Here is a 13,937-nt window from a genome sequence, read left to right as displayed (position 1 = left end):
GGACGGAGGTACGGGTGGGTCAGACGGTACGACGGCGGGCGAGGATGCCGAACGCGACGCCCGCGATGCCGATGACGATGCCGACGATGCCCAGGACCCGCGCGGTGCTGTCGCTCGTCGAGGTGGAGTCCGAGGCGGCCTCGGTGGTGTGGCCGGTCGCCGCGGACGCCTCGGTGCCGGCGGCCTTGTCGTCGGCGGTGGCGCCGTGGGCGTCCGCAGCGGCGTCGGTCAGCGTCAGGACCGGCGCCGGGTTGTCGGGCTCCTCGCCACTGGCCGGGGTCTCCTCGATCCAGCGGACGACTTCCTTGCTGCTGTACGTCTGGAGCGCCTTGAAGACGAGCTGGTCGGCGTCCTCGGGGAGCTGGCCCACCGAGAGCGGGAACTGCTGGAAATACCCGGGCTTGATCGCGGCGGAGGCGTCGGCGGTCCAGGTGACCTTGGAGACGGCCTCGGTCACCTTCTTGCCGTGGACGTCGAGCGGCTCGGCGAGCGTGGCCTTGGTGACGTCGATCTTCCAGCCCGGCACGGCCTGCGGGCTGACCGAGGAGAGCGGGTGGTCCGTGGGGAAGTTGACCTCGAGCTTCACGGTGGAGGCGTCGTCGCGCTCGTTGGGGACCTTGAAGTTGATGGTGGCGTAACCGCCCTTCGCCGCCTCGCCCTGGGGCTGCACACTGACGTGCGCGGAGGCGGGACCGGCGAGCAGCAGAACGGTGGTCGCGGCGATGCCGCCCGCGACGGCGATACGGGAAACGTTCATGGCAGGGATCACTCCACGGAGCACGGGAAAAGGTGGTCCGGCGCGCGGGCGCGCGACGGCATCACGACACCTCCGCCCCACGGCCGTCGTGACGGCGGGGCCGTCCTGCGGCACGGGGAGGATGTCGCGTCAGGCTGCGAGGGCGTACGCGGCGGGAGGCCCGCGCCTGATCACCAGATGCTGCAGCGGATCGCCGGTGGCCGGAGCCGGGGCGTCCACGGGGGTACGGGCCGGGCGCGGCCCGGCCGTCGGGGCGCCCGGGAACCCGGCGCGCAGGACCCGTACGAGCGCGAGTGCGGCCCGCAGGGGACGCAGTCGCGCGGCGGCGGCGAGCTCACGGCCGCCGTGTGCGGAGAGCCGCGCCAGCCCGAAGAGCGCCGCCTCGCCCCTGCGCAGCAGCCAGCCCGTGGCGAGCGCGGCCAGCAGGTGGCCGAGAACCATGGGCAGACCGGGCAGCAGCCCCGCCGGGGCGCCGGCCGTGGCGGCGGACGCGAGGTGGACGTGGGCGCCGGTCACGGCCGCCGGGTCGACGCCCGCCTCCGTGACGATGTGGTGGGCCTGGGCGACGCTGATCGAGCCGGGGGTGTCACCGCAGACCAGCGAGGCGGCGAACCGGACGAGCGACGCGTCCCCCGTGGCCGGAGCCGCCGGGGACGCCCCCATGGCGGCGGTCGTCATGGGGTGGGCGAGCTCGAAGAGCGTGTGCAGCGAGAGTTGTCCGAAGGCCAGGGCCGCCGCGATCGACGGCAGCGACCGCTCGCGCCCGGCGAGCGGTGCCACCACCGCGAGGGCGAGGAGGAACCCGCAGAACAGCGTCCACCCGGGTACCTCGGAGGCGGAGGCGATGCCGTGCCCCGCGGCGGACAGCACGACGCAGACCGCGGCGAACACCGAGGCCCTCAGGAGCCGTAGACCGGCTCCGGCGCGTGTGACGGACCGTGCGACAGGCGTAGACATGGCCGGGCCATCATCGCACTGCGCCCCCGCCCGTGGGGCGGCAGGTCCGGAACGTCATCTTCCGTACCGTTCGGGGTGCGTTGCGCGGGAAGCGGAACTGTTGCACACGAGGCAGAACGTGACGGGTGTGACGGTCGTTGTAGCTGGTGGCAAGGGTGTGCCGGGCTCCGGCGCCGGTCCGTGGTCCGGACATACACCGGCAAGCGGAATATTCGCGTCCGCCGAATGAGGGCTATCACGGCGGAACCGTGCTTACGGGGTGCCCTCCACGGCAATACGTATCGGTATGTCGAGCCGCAGCCAGGAGGCTGGAGCATGAGCATGTGGTGGTCACTCCATTTGCGGCGCGAAGCCGCGAGCGTTCCGCTCGCCCGTCGATTTCTCCTCGGCAGTATGGAGACGGCGGGAGTGGATCCGGACATCTCGTACGACTTGTCGGTGGCACTCACCGAGGCCTGTGCCAATGCCGTGGAACACGGCGGGGACGGTGCCGTCGACCAGGGGGACTTCGGGGGCACCGCCCCCGGCCGTCCCGGCGGCGACCGGCACGCGGGCGCCTCGGGTCAGTACCGGGTCACCGCGTACCTGGACGGCGAGACGTGTCGTATCGAGGTCGCGGACTCCGGACCGGGCTTTCCCGCCCGGCGAACCCTTCGCCCCGCAGCACATCCTTCCGATACCCGCGGCGCGCCGGTGACCAAGCCGGACTGCGCCGCCGACCCGTGGGACATGGCCGAGAGCGGCCGTGGCCTCGGACTCATCGAACAGCTCGCCGACCACGTCCACATCGGCAACCGGCCGGGACGCGGGACCGTGGTGAGCTTCGACAAAACCCTGAAATGGCGCGAGGGCGCGCTGCTCATGGTGTCCTGAGCGGCGCGCCCCCGGCGCTGGTTCCGCGCGGTCTCCCGTGCGGTTCCTCGTACGGATCTCCGTGGATCTCCGTGCGTCTCCGCGCGGTCTTTCGCGCGGTGGGTGTCAGCCCTTGAGACCGGCCATCCAGGTCTCGATCTCGGCGGAGCCACGCGGCAGCTTGTCGGAGAGGTTCCGGTTGCCGTCCTCCGTGACGAGGATGTCGTCCTCGATCCGGACGCCGATGCCGCGGTACTCCTCCGGCACGGTCAGGTCGTCGGCCTGGAAGTACAGACCCGGCTCCACCGTCAGGCACATGCCCGGCTCCAGCGTGCCGTTGACGTACGTCTCGGTGCGTGCGGCGGCACAGTCGTGGACGTCCATGCCGAGCATGTGGCCGGTGCCGTGCAGGGTCCAGCGGCGCTGGAGGCCCAGTTCCAGGACCTTCTCGACGGTGAGGTCGCCGAGCAGGCCCCACGCGACGAGGTGCTCGGTGAGCACGCGCTGCGCGGCGTCGTGGAAGTCGCGGAAGTCGGCGCCCGGCTTCACGGCGGCGATGCCCGCCTCCTGCGCCGCGTACACCGCGTCGTAGATCTTGCGCTGGAGCGGCGAGAAGGTGCCGTTGATCGGGAGGGTCCGCGTCACGTCGGCGGTGTAGAGGTCGTTGGTCTCCACGCCGGCGTCGAGCAGCAGCAGTTCACCGGAGCGGACGGCGCCGTCGTTGCGGACCCAGTGCAGCGTGGTGGCGTGCGGCCCGGCGGCGCAGATCGACCCGTAGCCGATGTCGTTGCCCTCGATGCGGGCGCGCAGGAAGAACGTGCCCTCGATGAAGCGCTCGCTGGTGGCCTCGGCCTTGTCGAGCACCTTCACGACGTCCTCGAAGCCGCGCGCGGTGATGTCGCACGCCTTCTGGAGTTCGGCGATCTCGAAGGCGTCCTTCACCAGGCGCGCCTCGGAGAGGTACACCCGCAGTTCCTCGTCGCGCTCGGCGGTGACCTTGTCGGTCAGGGCCGCCTCGATGCCGGCGTCGTAGCCCCGGACGGCGCGGACCGGGCCGGTGGCCTCCTTCAGCGCGGCGGCGAGCTCGCGGACGTCCTTGGCGGGGACGCCCAGCACCTGCTCGGCCTCGGCGAGGGAGTGGCGGCGGCCGACCCACAGCTCGCCCTGGCCGTCGAGCCAGAACTCGCCGTTCTCGCGGTCGGAGCGCGGCAGCAGGTAGACGGTCGCGTCGTGGCCGTCCTCGGCGGTCTTCGGCTCCAGGACGAGGACGCCGTCCTGGGTCTGGTCGCCGGTGAGGTAGGCGTACTCGGAGGAGGCGCGGAACGCGTACTCCGTGTCGTTGGCGCGGGTCTTCAGGTGGCCCGCGGGGACGACGAGGCGCTCGCCGGGGAATCGCGCGGAGAGCGCGGCGCGGCGGGCGGCGGTGTGCGCGGCCTGCGGCAGGGGTGCGAGACCGTGCAGCTCGGTGTCGGCCCAGCCCGACTTCATGTTCTCGGCGAGCTCGTCGGAGACGGCCGGGTACAGGCCGTTCTTCCGGGGCTTGATCGGCTCGGTCTCTTCGGTCGCTTCGGTTTCCGGGGTTTCCGGGGTGCGCTCGTCGGACACGATGTGGCTCTCCTTGCTACGACACTGGGCCCCACCATCGTACGGGCGTGCGGAAGGGGGCCCAGGGGGCGAGGGCCTCTTACCGCAGGGGCACGGATCAGAGCGGTGGCGGTGTCGGGAGACCGTGGCTGATCTGCGGAGAGCACGGCTGATCTGCACGGACACCGGAAGCGGATGGCGAGACTCCGGAAAGCGGCATCGGGAGGCGTCTGCGGGGAGGCACCACGGAGGCGTGCCCGGGGAGCCGGGCCGGTCGGGCGAGCGGCACCGGGTCCGGTCAGTCGAAACGCACGGCGAGAAGAACCACGTCGTCGGTGCGGTCGGCCGGGGTGTTCCGGGTCAGCAGGGTGCGCAGTACGTGGTCGGCCACCGTCCCCGGGTCGCGGCGGGCGGCTCGCGGCACCCCGGCGGCGGCGGCGTGCAGCCGTGCGAACGCCCGGTCCGTCGAATCGCCGGTGCGGCGCAGCAGCCCGTCGGTGTAGAGGAGAACGGTTTCGCCCGACGCGGGGCTGAATTCCACGCTCGGCGCCTCCCAGCACGCCAGCATGTTGAGCGGCGCGGAGACGGTGGTCTCGACGAACTCGGTGCGCCGGTCGCCGACCACGAGCGGCGGGGCGTGACCGGCGCCGGCCAGCACGATCCGGCGCAGCGCCGGTTCGCAGTAGGCGAAGAGAGCGGTCGCGGTGCGCGCCGGTTCGGTGAGCCGGAGCAGCAGTTCCAGGTCCGAGAGGACGGCCACCGGGTCCTCGCCCTCCATGACGGCGTACGCGCGCAACCCGGAGCGGAGCCGTCCCATCGCTGCCGTCGCCCCGGGGCCGGAGCCGCCGGCGGCTCCCACGGAGAGGCCGAGCGCGCCGTCCGGGAGGGGGAGGGCGTCGTACCAGTCGCCGCCGCCGTCCGGGGCGGGACGGTGGCGTGCGGCCAGCCGCACGCCGGGGATGCGCGGCAACCGGCTCGGCAGCAGCTCCTCGGCGAGGACCGTCAGGTCGGACCGGGCGCGTTCGAGTTCGAGGAGGCGGGCCAGGTGCTCGGCGGCGTACCGCCCGTACAGGCCGACGAGGTGCTGTTGCCGCTCCAGGGGTTCGGCTGGTTCGTCGTAGAACCAGACGGTCGCGCCGAGCCTGGCACCGGACCGGGAAACGAGGGGCAGGGCGTAGCTGGCGGCGTATCCGAGCCGGTCGGCGACCTCGCGCTGACGGGGGTCGAGGCCGGCCTCGGCGAGGAGGTCCGGGTTGCTCACCGGGACGTCGGCCGCGGCCGGAGCGTCCAGGATCCGGCCGTGGGGGGTGGCGGCGCGTGGGACGGTCTCGATGATGCCGAGGTCGGCGTGGCCGAGGCCGAGGCCGAGGGTGGTACGCGGGCCCCGGCCGTCGTCGGGTTCGAGGACCACGAGACCCCGGGGAGCACCGACGAGGGCCGCGCCGGCGCTCAGCAACTCCGGGAGCGCGCTGTCGAGGGTGCGGGTCCCGGCCAGGCGTTCGGTGAGTTCGTGGAGGGTGGTGAGGTCGGAGACCCATCCGGCCAGGCGGTCCTGGAGGAAGGCGCTCGGCGCGCGGGGTACCGCGGTCAGCGGCTCCGGAGTGTGCGTTGAAACCGGAACGGTTGGATTGATTCCAGCCATTTTTGGCAGATGTCTGGCGCTCATGGCCTCCGGCTTTCCGACCGGCGAGTTCCGTCGAATAGCATCGCAAACCCCCCTGTCATTCTGCGCCACTATCAAGGCATCCACATGTACACGTACAAGTAAGGCGATGTCCAGCATTGTCCTTGCGAGGCTCCTGGTGTCCACGGGATACCTAAGTTGGCCGAAAAATGCGGCAGGAGGCAGGGATTTGCTGTCGACTGGACGAGTTCTTCGGGCAGTGCCCTCCGGGGCGTTGTGCGGGGTGGAGCGTCATTCCGGTCGTGCGGGGTACGTAGTCGTTGGAGCGCGGGGCAGTTGGGGCCGCCCCGGAACCCGGCGGCGGGAGTGGGCGTCCTCGTCCGTGACGCGACCGCTCGGGGTGGCGGGACCTCGCTCCCGGCGGCACGTTCGTGACATGGCTCTTCCCCGTCCGGCCGCGTCCGGGCCGCACGAGGCGGTCCGGCTCTCGACAGATCGACTCCGCAAGGCCGTTCGACTCAGACTCGGTCCGGTTCGACCCGTCTCCGCTCCATCGCGCTCGGCCCGGCTCCGTCCGGCGCCCGCTGCGCGACCGCGCGGCGGCCCGATGGGCACGCACGCGGTCACGAACGCACGGTGATGAACGAACGGTCATGCCCGCGTGGGTCGGATAGGCGCAGTGATTCACGCACGGTGATCGACGCACGGTGATCCACGCACGGTGATCCACGCCGAGCTACGCACGAGCCGAACGAACCGCGCACGGTGATCGACGCACGGTGATCGACGCAGTGATCAACCCAGTGATCTGAGCAGTGATCTACGCACAGTCAGAGTCGCCGCCGCGAAGCAGCGCGATGCGCGGGCGGCGGCGTGGACCTCGGCGTTCAACGGAAAGGAACGAGCGCTCATGCGCGAGATCCCCGGAAGGCGACGCGGGAACCGGTTCCGGCGTGGGGGCGGCACCGCTCGACTCGACGCGGCGCTGGCCTGCGCCACCGGCCGGCAGTGGCCCGTCCTGCCCGGTGTGGGGCTGTCCACCGTCCGGAGCGGCTGCGCCTGCCCCGACCCCGAGTGCGTGGTACCCGGCGCGCACCCCTTCGATCCCGGACTGCTCGCGGCCACCACCGACGAGCGCATGGTGCGGTGGTGGTGGACCGGGCGTCCCACCGCCCCGGTGCTGCTGGCCACCGGGGGCCGGGCGCCGTGTGCCGTGAGCCTGCCGGCGGTGAGCGGTGCGCAGGCGCTGGCGGTGCTGGACGCGCGGGGCCTGCGGCTCGGGCCGGTGATCGCGACGCCGACCCGGTGGGCGCTGCTGGTCCGCCCGTACACGCTGGAGCGCCTGGGTGAGCTGCTGCACGCCCAGGAGTGGGTGCCCGGTTCGCTGCGCTTCCACGGGGAGGGCGGCTACCTGGTGGTGCCGCCCGCGGGGAAGGGCGACGCCCAGGTCCGCTGGGAACGGCCTCCCGCGGCGCGGAGCGCCACGCCGTGGCTGCCGGACGTCGGTACGGTCCTGGACGCGCTGGTGGCGGCGAGTACGAGTGCGCCGGGCGGCGGGAGCCGACTCGCCTACTGAGGGCCGTGCGCCGGGTTCCGTGCCGCGGTCGGAATACCGGGTGATCCGGCGGTTTCGCGACTTTCCCCGACGGGAGAGAGCCGGCCGGTCCATGTCCGGAGACCGCCGGGCGTACTCCGGCGGACGGCGCTACTTTCGAAACGCACCCCGGAGCATCACCCAGTGCATTCCGACGGGACTTCGGGAGCGGAGATTCCGGGACGGGGAGGAAGGGGCCGGGCATGCGAATTCTTGACCGGCTTTTCGAAACTGACCACCTTTCTTGAATGCCTTCCTCCGCCGTTCCTGAATATCTGTCGAATAGGGAATGCGGCACGGGATTTTTGTCCGAGTCCAGTCCTTGGGTGCGTTGTTCCGGCGCACGTCGCGACGTGACGGACGCACAGGAGGCGTACAGGAGACGCACAACTGTCCTGCCCGGTACCCCGCGTGAGGCTTCGTCGTCCCGAACGGTCGGTCCGCCCGAGCGGCCCGGAGAGGCGGACGGCGAGGCGGTGGTGCGGGGTGGTGGATCGCGGCCGTGCTCCCGGAGCGTGGACGGCCGGCGCCTCGACGGACCGGCGGTTTCAGGTGTCCGTGCCCGTCGGTTGCGGAGAGCGGGTTCAGGGGGGCGCGGCAAGGGGCTTTCGCGCGGGGCGGGTTGAGGATCGTCCGGCGTGACGGCGCGCGCGGTACGGGTGCGCGGGGCGCACCGGTCGGCGCCCAGGAGGGGTGAGGCGAAGACCGTCGTCCGGGAGGTGAGAGGGCGGAGGGCCGTCGTGCGCGGGGCGGCGGGCCGCTCACGGCTTCGCCGCGGGCCGGGCCGTCCCCGGAAATGGAGACGCCCGGTCGCTGGCGACGGGGGATGCACCAGCGACCGGGCTTTCAGAACCGTAACAAGAGATCTGCCGTTCGCAAATTCGATCTCGCCTATTCGGGCGGGGATTTACTCGTCGGCACGGTTCGTTGTGACGCGAGTCACCGATCGGACCCGTGGTTCGTCACTGTCAGCTGAGCGTCACTTGGCGGTTGGTGAGCCCGCCGCGCGCCCGGCGCTCCTCGGCGGTCAGCGGTGTCCCGGAGGCCAGTGCCCCGGCCAGCCGCTCGGCGAACTCGGCTGCGGGCTTCTCGCACTCCTCGGCGGTCATGGCGCTCGGCAGGTCCCACACCGGGACCACGAGACCGTGCGCACGGAACGAACCGACCAGCCGCGTCCCCTCGCCGAGCGAGGTCTCGCCGGCCGCGTGCAGCCGGGCGAGCGCGTCGAGGAGCTTCTCCTCGGGGTGCGGCATGACCCAGCGCAGGTGGTTCTTCTCCGGCGTCTCGCACCAGTACGCGGCGTCGACGGAGGAGAGCAGCGAGGTCGGGATCGCGGCGTCGTTGGCGCGCTCCAGGGAGGCGGTCACCTCGGCCGTGGCGTTCTCCGCGTCCGGCACCCAGAACTCGAAGCCCGAGTGGACGACGGGCTCGAACGGCGCGTCGGTGGCGAGCAGGTCCTGCAGGCGCGGACCGTCCGCGGCGACCCGACGGGCGGCGATCGGCGTGCCGGGCGCGGCCTCCAGCGCCTGCTGAAGGGCGTCGGCCAGACCGCGGCTCAGGTCACCCGAGGAGGTGTCGTTCTGCAGGGCGAGAAGGATGGAGCCGTCGTCGCGGCGGAGCGCCGGCCAGGCCATCGGCAGCACGGTCGCGAGCGTGACGGACGGGACGCCCTCGGGCAGCCCGTCCTTCAGCGTCAGCGGGACCGTCGCGGCGGGCACCAGCTCGCGCAGCGCGACCCAGTCGCACTCCCCGGGCAGCCCCTCGAACGGGCGCTGGACCAGCTCGGTGACCGCGTGCGCGGCGGTGCGTCCGTGACACGCCTTGTACCGGCGTCCCGAACCACAGGGGCAGGGCTCACGGGCCCCGACGACGGGGATCTCCCCGTCGTTCACCTGCGGCTTCGCGGCCTTGGTCGTCTGAGGGCGCTTCTTGGCCATGGTCGGCATTCTCCCGGTTGCGACGGTGCGGTCTGAGGCGCGAGCCTAGTGCCTCCCGCGCCCCGGACCCGACCGCCGCCCACGCCTTCGGGGGCGCCGTCGGCGCCCGTTCCGGTCCGTGGTTCCGGTGCGTGGATATCGGTGCCGGGCTCCGTCGTCCGGCTCTGCTGCCGGGGCTTGTGCCCGGCTCAGGCGTACGGCTCGCCGTACGCCTGCCGTACGTCTGTACGGCTGTGTCGTGTTCGTGTGCGGCGCGCCGCGGTGGCGCCCGCCCGGTGCTCAGCTCGCGTCGTCCAGGGCGGACAGCCCGTCGAGGTCGAAACCCTCGAAGCCGGAGAGCCCGTCGAATCCCGGCAGTCCCCCGAAACCGGGCAGCCCTTCGAGACCCGGGTGCCCGTCCCCGGAGTTCAACCGGGCGAGACCGTCGAGGCCGTCGAGCCCCTCCAGCCCGTCGAACCGCTCCTCCGCCGCCACCAGCGCCCAGACCGTGACCTCGCCCGGGGCGTCGTCCCTGACGCCCCACTTCTCGGAGAGGGCACTGATGATGTTCAGCCCGCGACCGCCCCGAGCCGTCACCGAGGGGGTGGAGGGGATGGGCCTGGTCGGCCCGCCTCCGTCCGTAACCTCCACGGTCAGGCCGCCCCGGCGGTCCACGCGCCAAGCGGCGCGGACGTCGCCGTCACCGACGTCCACGTGTTGCCCCAGCGGTCTGCCGTGCCGGCAGGCGTTGCTGAGGAGTTCGGACAGGATCAGGACCGCGTCGTCGACGACCGTGTCCGAGACCCCGTTGTCCCGTAGTTGTGCGCGCATCCGGTGCCGCGCCTGCCTCACGCCCGCAGGACCGTGGGGAACGGCCATGCTCGACGACGTGGGCACTTCTTGTGCCACCACCAACGTCACCCCCGAGACCTCCTTTGCCCCACGCCACGAAGGGGATGCCCCTCTGAGCTGCGCCGGAAACCGGTCAAAGCATCTCTGGTGACGCACTCGTAACGGATCGACACGTACGGAATGCGCCGGTGCACTCCCCGTGACGGGTTTGGAGGTGGTCGTTACGGGCGTCCGAGTTGGGAAAGGACCCGTTTCGGACGATTGGTGATGACGGCCTCGATCTCCAGCTCCGCGCAGAGCGCCACGTCCTCCGGCTCGTTCACGGTCCAGACGTGCACCTGGTGCCCGGCCCGGTGCAGCCGGCGGATGTAGTCGGGGTGGTTGCGTACGATCCGGATGCCCGGCCCGGCGATCCGCGCGCCGGCGGGCAGCCGACCGTCCCGCAGCCGGGGCGTGAGGAACTGCATCAGGTAGACGGTCGGCAGGGTGGGGGCCGCCGTGCGGACCCGGTGCAGGGACCGGGCGGAGAAGCTCATGACGCGTACGGGCGAGGGGCCGTCGGCCGGCGGGGCGTCGAGGCCGAACTCGTTGAGCAGGCGCAGCAGCCGCTCCTCGACCTGCCCGGCCCACCGGGTCGGGTGCTTGGTCTCGATGGCGAGCTGGAGCGGCCGGCCCGTCGCCCGTACCTCGGTGACCAGTTCCAGCAGGCGTTCCAGGGTGAGTACGGAGGTGAGTTCGCCGGGTACCGGGTCCCAGTCGGGAGATTCCTCGCGGTCCTTCCAGGAGCCGAAGTCGAGCGCGGCGAGCTCCGAGAGTTCGAGCGCGGAGACCGCGCCCCGTCCGTTGGAGGTGCGGTTGACCCGGCGGTCGTGCACACAGACGAGCTGCCCGTCGGCGGTGAGCCGCACATCGCACTCCAGCGCGTCGGCGCCGTCCTCGATGGCTTTCCGGTACGCGGCGAGGGTGTGCTCGGGGGCGTCGTCGGAGGCTCCGCGATGGGCCACGACCTGGATGGGGGACGGGCTGGAGGGCTGTTGTGCGTGGGTCACCGCGTCATGGTGTCACCGCGACGCGACGGCCGTGGGTTCCTGGTGCCGGGAGTGCCGTTTTGTCTGATGTAAAGATTGGTGTGCGGATGCACAGGTCCTGCTTACAGTGGCCTGACGTGTTCTGGGCAAAGCTTGGGCCCAGACACTGCAGAGCGGATCTCTTGCCGAATGCCGAGTGGAACCGAGGAGTAAAGAGCTGTGAGCACCGAGAACGAGGGCCACGAGGGCGCCGCGGTCCCCGCCGTACCGCCCGCTCCGTCAGTACCTCCCGTGCCGGCCGCCGCTCCTGAGGACCCCCGCCGGGACACGTACCCGACGCCCGAGGCTCCGGCGACGGCGCATCAGGAAGACACGGCTCCGGCCGCGCAGGGCTCCACCGGGCCCGCCGCGCACGCCGAGCCGCCCCAGGAACCGCCGTACGCGGACGGCCGGGCCGACGACACCTCCCCGTCGGCCGAGCCCGCCGGACCGTACGGCACCACTCCCGCTCCGGCCGCGCCGGCCGCCCCGGCCCCGGCTTCGGAGCAGCCGACGGAGGTGCGGCCGGTCGTCGAGCCCGCGCAGGCACCGGCGCAGGAGCAGCCGCAGGCTCCCGCGCACGCTCCGGCAGCCGACGCGACGCAGCCCCTCCCGCCGCACGCCCCGGAGTACCCGGCGCCGGGTTACCCGGCTCCGCCCGCGCCCGGTTACCCGGCTCCGCAGGCCGCTCCGGACCACCCGGCGCCGCACACCGCCGCGCCCGCCGGTTCGTGGCCGCCCCCCGCCCCGCCGGCCGTCCCGGCGTACGCCGCAGGCGGCGACGGCGGTGGAGACGGCGGACCCGTCTGGGGTGCCTCCGCGGAGCAGACCCCCAAGGGCCCGGGCAAGCGCCGGGCGGGCGGGTTCGTCGCCCTGGTCGCCGCGACGGCACTCGTCGCCGGTGGCATCGGTGGCGCGCTCGGCTTCTGGGCCGCCGACAGCAACGACGACGGTTCCGGCGGTTCCACGACGATCAGCGCCTCCGACAGCCCGAAGGCGCTCAAGCGCGCCGACGGCACCGTGGCGGGAGTGGCCGCCAAGTCGCTTCCCAGCGTGGTCACGATCGACGCGGAGAACGGCGACGGCGAGGGCGGCACGGGCACCGGCTTCGTGTACGACAAGGAAGGCCACATCCTCACCAACAACCACGTGGTGGCCTCCGCGGCGGAGAGCGGCAAGCTGACCGCTACCTTCTCCGACGGCAAGAAGTACGAAGCCGAGGTGGTCGGCCGCGCCGAGGGCTACGACGTCGCCGTCATCAAGCTGAAGAACGCGCCGGCCGGGCTGAACCCGCTGGCGCTCGGCAACTCCGACAACGTGGCGGTCGGCGACTCGACCATCGCGATCGGCGCCCCCTTCGGCCTCTCCAACACGGTCACCACCGGCATCATCAGCGCCAAGAACCGCCCGGTCGCCTCCAGCGACGGCTCCTCCTCCAGCAGCAGCTCCTACATGAGCGCCCTGCAGACGGACGCCTCGATCAACCCGGGCAACTCGGGCGGCCCGCTGCTCGACGCCACCGGTGCGGTCATCGGCATCAACTCCGCCATCCAGTCGACCGGCAGCAGCGCCCAGACGCAGGCCGGTTCCATCGGCCTCGGCTTCGCGATCCCGATCAACCAGGCGAAGAACGTCGCCGAGCAGCTCATCAAGACCGGCCAGCCCGTCTACCCGGTCATCGGCGCGACGGTCACCATGTCGGAGAACGGCGACGGCGCGGTCATCTCCGACCAGGGCTCCTCCGGCACCTCGGCCGTGGCCGCGGACGGGCCGGCCGCCAAGGCGGGCCTGAAGGCGGGCGACGTCATCACCAAGTTCAACGACACCCCGGTCGACAGCGGCCCGACCCTGATCGGCGAGATCTGGACCCACAAGCCGGGCGACCGGGTCACCCTGACGTACGAGCGCGACGGCAAGGAGTCCACCGTCGAACTCACCCTGGGCGAGCGCAAGGGCGACAGCTGACCGGCTAGGCTGTAGGCCGTTCCCCGGCGGCGACCCCGTCGCACCGGGGAGCGGGGTGGGTTGCCCGAGCGGCCTAAGGGAACGGTCTTGAAAACCGTCGTGGCAGCGATGTCACCGTGGGTTCAAATCCCACACCCACCGCAGCGGGTCAGAGAAGTAGCAGGTCAGAGGGCGGGTCTCCGAAATGGAGACCCGCCCTCTGTGTTCACCCTGTCTTACCTCTTACCGCCCGTATCCCAGCGTTGACCAGGGTGTGGCCAACCCGTGGTCAAGGTGACCACGCTGCTCAGGCGTCGCGGCGCACTTCCAGAGCAGCATCGATCATGCGGTTCGACGCGTCTTTGCGCCGTTACGGCCGTGGTAGCGCTCGCGGGTTTCCTGCTGCCAGTCACGCAGGCCGAAGACATCCCCCATGGACCCTTGCCCCTTCGGACCCTTGCCCCTTCTTCAGATTGCATTCGGGGCAGAGAGCCTGCCCGTTGGTGACCTCGGTGGGCCCGCCCCCGGACCACGGTTGCATGTGGTCTCCATGCCAGCCCGGTTCCAGATCTTGGCTACAAGCTGTGCACCGACCGTCGGCCGCGATGAACATGGCGATGCGCTCCTCGCTGTTGAAGGCGCGACGCCGATCACGAGGCCTTCCAGAGATACCTGCCATAGCCTGGAGCGTATCGGGGGGGTGCCTCTATGTCGTTCGTCAAGGCATCCCTGTCGGGCTTGGGGTGGTTCGGGTGGTGGGGTTATGCGGCGAGTTCGACGTCCTTCGGTG

11 protein-coding genes and 1 tRNA gene are annotated in these 13,937 nt (G+C 71.8%); 4 read left to right on the top strand and 8 right to left on the bottom strand.

Translation table 11 applies throughout. From position 1 onward, the window contains the following. Positions 1-19: 19 nt before the first annotated feature. Positions 20-757, bottom strand: coding sequence for a YcnI family protein (locus tag ACFWEP_RS21620; RefSeq protein ID WP_387371938.1), 738 nt, complete (start codon positions 755-757; stop codon positions 20-22). Positions 758-886: 129 nt separating this feature from the next. Then, positions 887-1,714, bottom strand: a complete 828-nt coding sequence (locus ACFWEP_RS21615; protein ID WP_387371937.1) for a hypothetical protein — start codon at positions 1,712-1,714, stop codon at positions 887-889. 315 nt (positions 1,715-2,029) lie between these two features. Here ACFWEP_RS21615 and ACFWEP_RS21610 point away from each other — a divergent pair, with 315 nt between their 5' ends. Further along, positions 2,030-2,587, top strand: coding sequence for an ATP-binding protein (locus tag ACFWEP_RS21610; RefSeq protein WP_387371936.1), 558 nt, complete (start codon positions 2,030-2,032; stop codon positions 2,585-2,587). 105 nt (positions 2,588-2,692) lie between these two features. On the opposite strand, the gene ACFWEP_RS21605 is transcribed toward ACFWEP_RS21610, so the two are convergent. Next, positions 2,693-4,171: an aminopeptidase P family protein gene (locus ACFWEP_RS21605; protein ID WP_387371935.1), complete on the bottom strand. Its 1,479-nt coding sequence runs from the start codon at positions 4,169-4,171 to the stop codon at positions 2,693-2,695. 277 nt (positions 4,172-4,448) lie between these two features. After that, on the bottom strand, positions 4,449-5,933 hold the full coding sequence (locus ACFWEP_RS21600; protein ID WP_387371934.1) for a PP2C family protein-serine/threonine phosphatase: 1,485 nt from the start codon (positions 5,931-5,933) through the stop codon (positions 4,449-4,451). Positions 5,934-6,684: 751 nt separating this feature from the next. Here ACFWEP_RS21600 and ACFWEP_RS21595 point away from each other — a divergent pair. After that, entirely contained in the window at positions 6,685-7,350 is a 666-nt protein-coding gene (locus ACFWEP_RS21595) for a bifunctional DNA primase/polymerase (protein ID WP_387371933.1), read from the top strand. A gap of 986 nt (positions 7,351-8,336) precedes the next feature. Here ACFWEP_RS21595 and ACFWEP_RS21590 read toward each other — a convergent pair. The 3 genes from ACFWEP_RS21590 to ACFWEP_RS21580 all read right to left on the bottom strand — a co-directional run bounded on the left by ACFWEP_RS21590 (position 8,337) and on the right by ACFWEP_RS21580 (position 11,185). Then, positions 8,337-9,305 carry a DUF5926 family protein gene (locus ACFWEP_RS21590; protein WP_387371932.1) on the bottom strand — a complete coding sequence of 323 codons (969 nt, stop codon included), beginning with the start codon at positions 9,303-9,305 and terminating at the stop codon, positions 8,337-8,339. Positions 9,306-9,584: 279 nt separating this feature from the next. Next, positions 9,585-10,292 carry an ATP-binding protein gene (locus ACFWEP_RS21585; protein WP_387371931.1) on the bottom strand — a complete coding sequence of 236 codons (708 nt, stop codon included), beginning with the start codon at positions 10,290-10,292 and terminating at the stop codon, positions 9,585-9,587. 65 nt (positions 10,293-10,357) lie between these two features. After that, the gene (locus ACFWEP_RS21580; protein ID WP_387371930.1) at positions 10,358-11,185 is read right to left on the bottom strand and encodes a glycerophosphodiester phosphodiesterase; all 828 of its coding nucleotides are present in this window, start codon (positions 11,183-11,185) and stop codon (positions 10,358-10,360) included. 198 nt (positions 11,186-11,383) lie between these two features. Here ACFWEP_RS21580 and ACFWEP_RS21575 point away from each other — a divergent pair, with 198 nt between their 5' ends. Continuing rightward, positions 11,384-13,168, top strand: coding sequence for a S1C family serine protease (locus ACFWEP_RS21575; RefSeq protein WP_387371929.1), 1,785 nt, complete (start codon positions 11,384-11,386; stop codon positions 13,166-13,168). Between the two features lie 54 nt (positions 13,169-13,222). Beyond that, positions 13,223-13,309: transfer RNA gene (locus ACFWEP_RS21570), tRNA-Ser, on the top strand. A 247-nt stretch (positions 13,310-13,556) separates the two neighbouring features. Here the strand turns inward: ACFWEP_RS21570 and ACFWEP_RS21565 are convergent. Then, positions 13,557-13,760 carry an HNH endonuclease gene (locus ACFWEP_RS21565; protein ID WP_387371939.1) on the bottom strand — a complete coding sequence of 68 codons (204 nt, stop codon included), beginning with the start codon at positions 13,758-13,760 and terminating at the stop codon, positions 13,557-13,559. Between the last annotated feature and the right edge of the window lie 177 nt (positions 13,761-13,937).

Origin of the sequence: Streptomyces sp. NPDC060198 (assembly GCF_042728415.1) — a bacterium.
Classification (GTDB): domain Bacteria; phylum Actinomycetota; class Actinomycetes; order Streptomycetales; family Streptomycetaceae; genus Streptomyces.
The sequence above is the reverse complement of the archived record's forward strand: the minus strand, read 5'-3'. Positions and strand labels throughout refer to the sequence as shown.

What these genes read in the sequence shown, in the direction of transcription:
- ACFWEP_RS21595 (WP_387371933.1), top strand. Translation starts at nt 6,685, where the DNA reads ATGCGCGAGATCCCCGGAAGGCGACGCGGGAACCGGTTCCGGCGTGGG.
- ACFWEP_RS21565 (WP_387371939.1), bottom strand. Translation starts at nt 13,760, where the DNA reads ATGTTCATCGCGGCCGACGGTCGGTGCACAGCTTGTAGCCAAGATCTG.
- ACFWEP_RS21615 (WP_387371937.1), bottom strand. Translation starts at nt 1,714, where the DNA reads ATGTCTACGCCTGTCGCACGGTCCGTCACACGCGCCGGAGCCGGTCTA.
- ACFWEP_RS21600 (WP_387371934.1), bottom strand. Translation starts at nt 5,933, where the DNA reads ATGCTGGACATCGCCTTACTTGTACGTGTACATGTGGATGCCTTGATA.
- ACFWEP_RS21610 (WP_387371936.1), top strand. Translation starts at nt 2,030, where the DNA reads ATGAGCATGTGGTGGTCACTCCATTTGCGGCGCGAAGCCGCGAGCGTT.
- ACFWEP_RS21620 (WP_387371938.1), bottom strand. Translation starts at nt 757, where the DNA reads ATGAACGTTTCCCGTATCGCCGTCGCGGGCGGCATCGCCGCGACCACC.
- ACFWEP_RS21590 (WP_387371932.1), bottom strand. Translation starts at nt 9,305, where the DNA reads ATGGCCAAGAAGCGCCCTCAGACGACCAAGGCCGCGAAGCCGCAGGTG.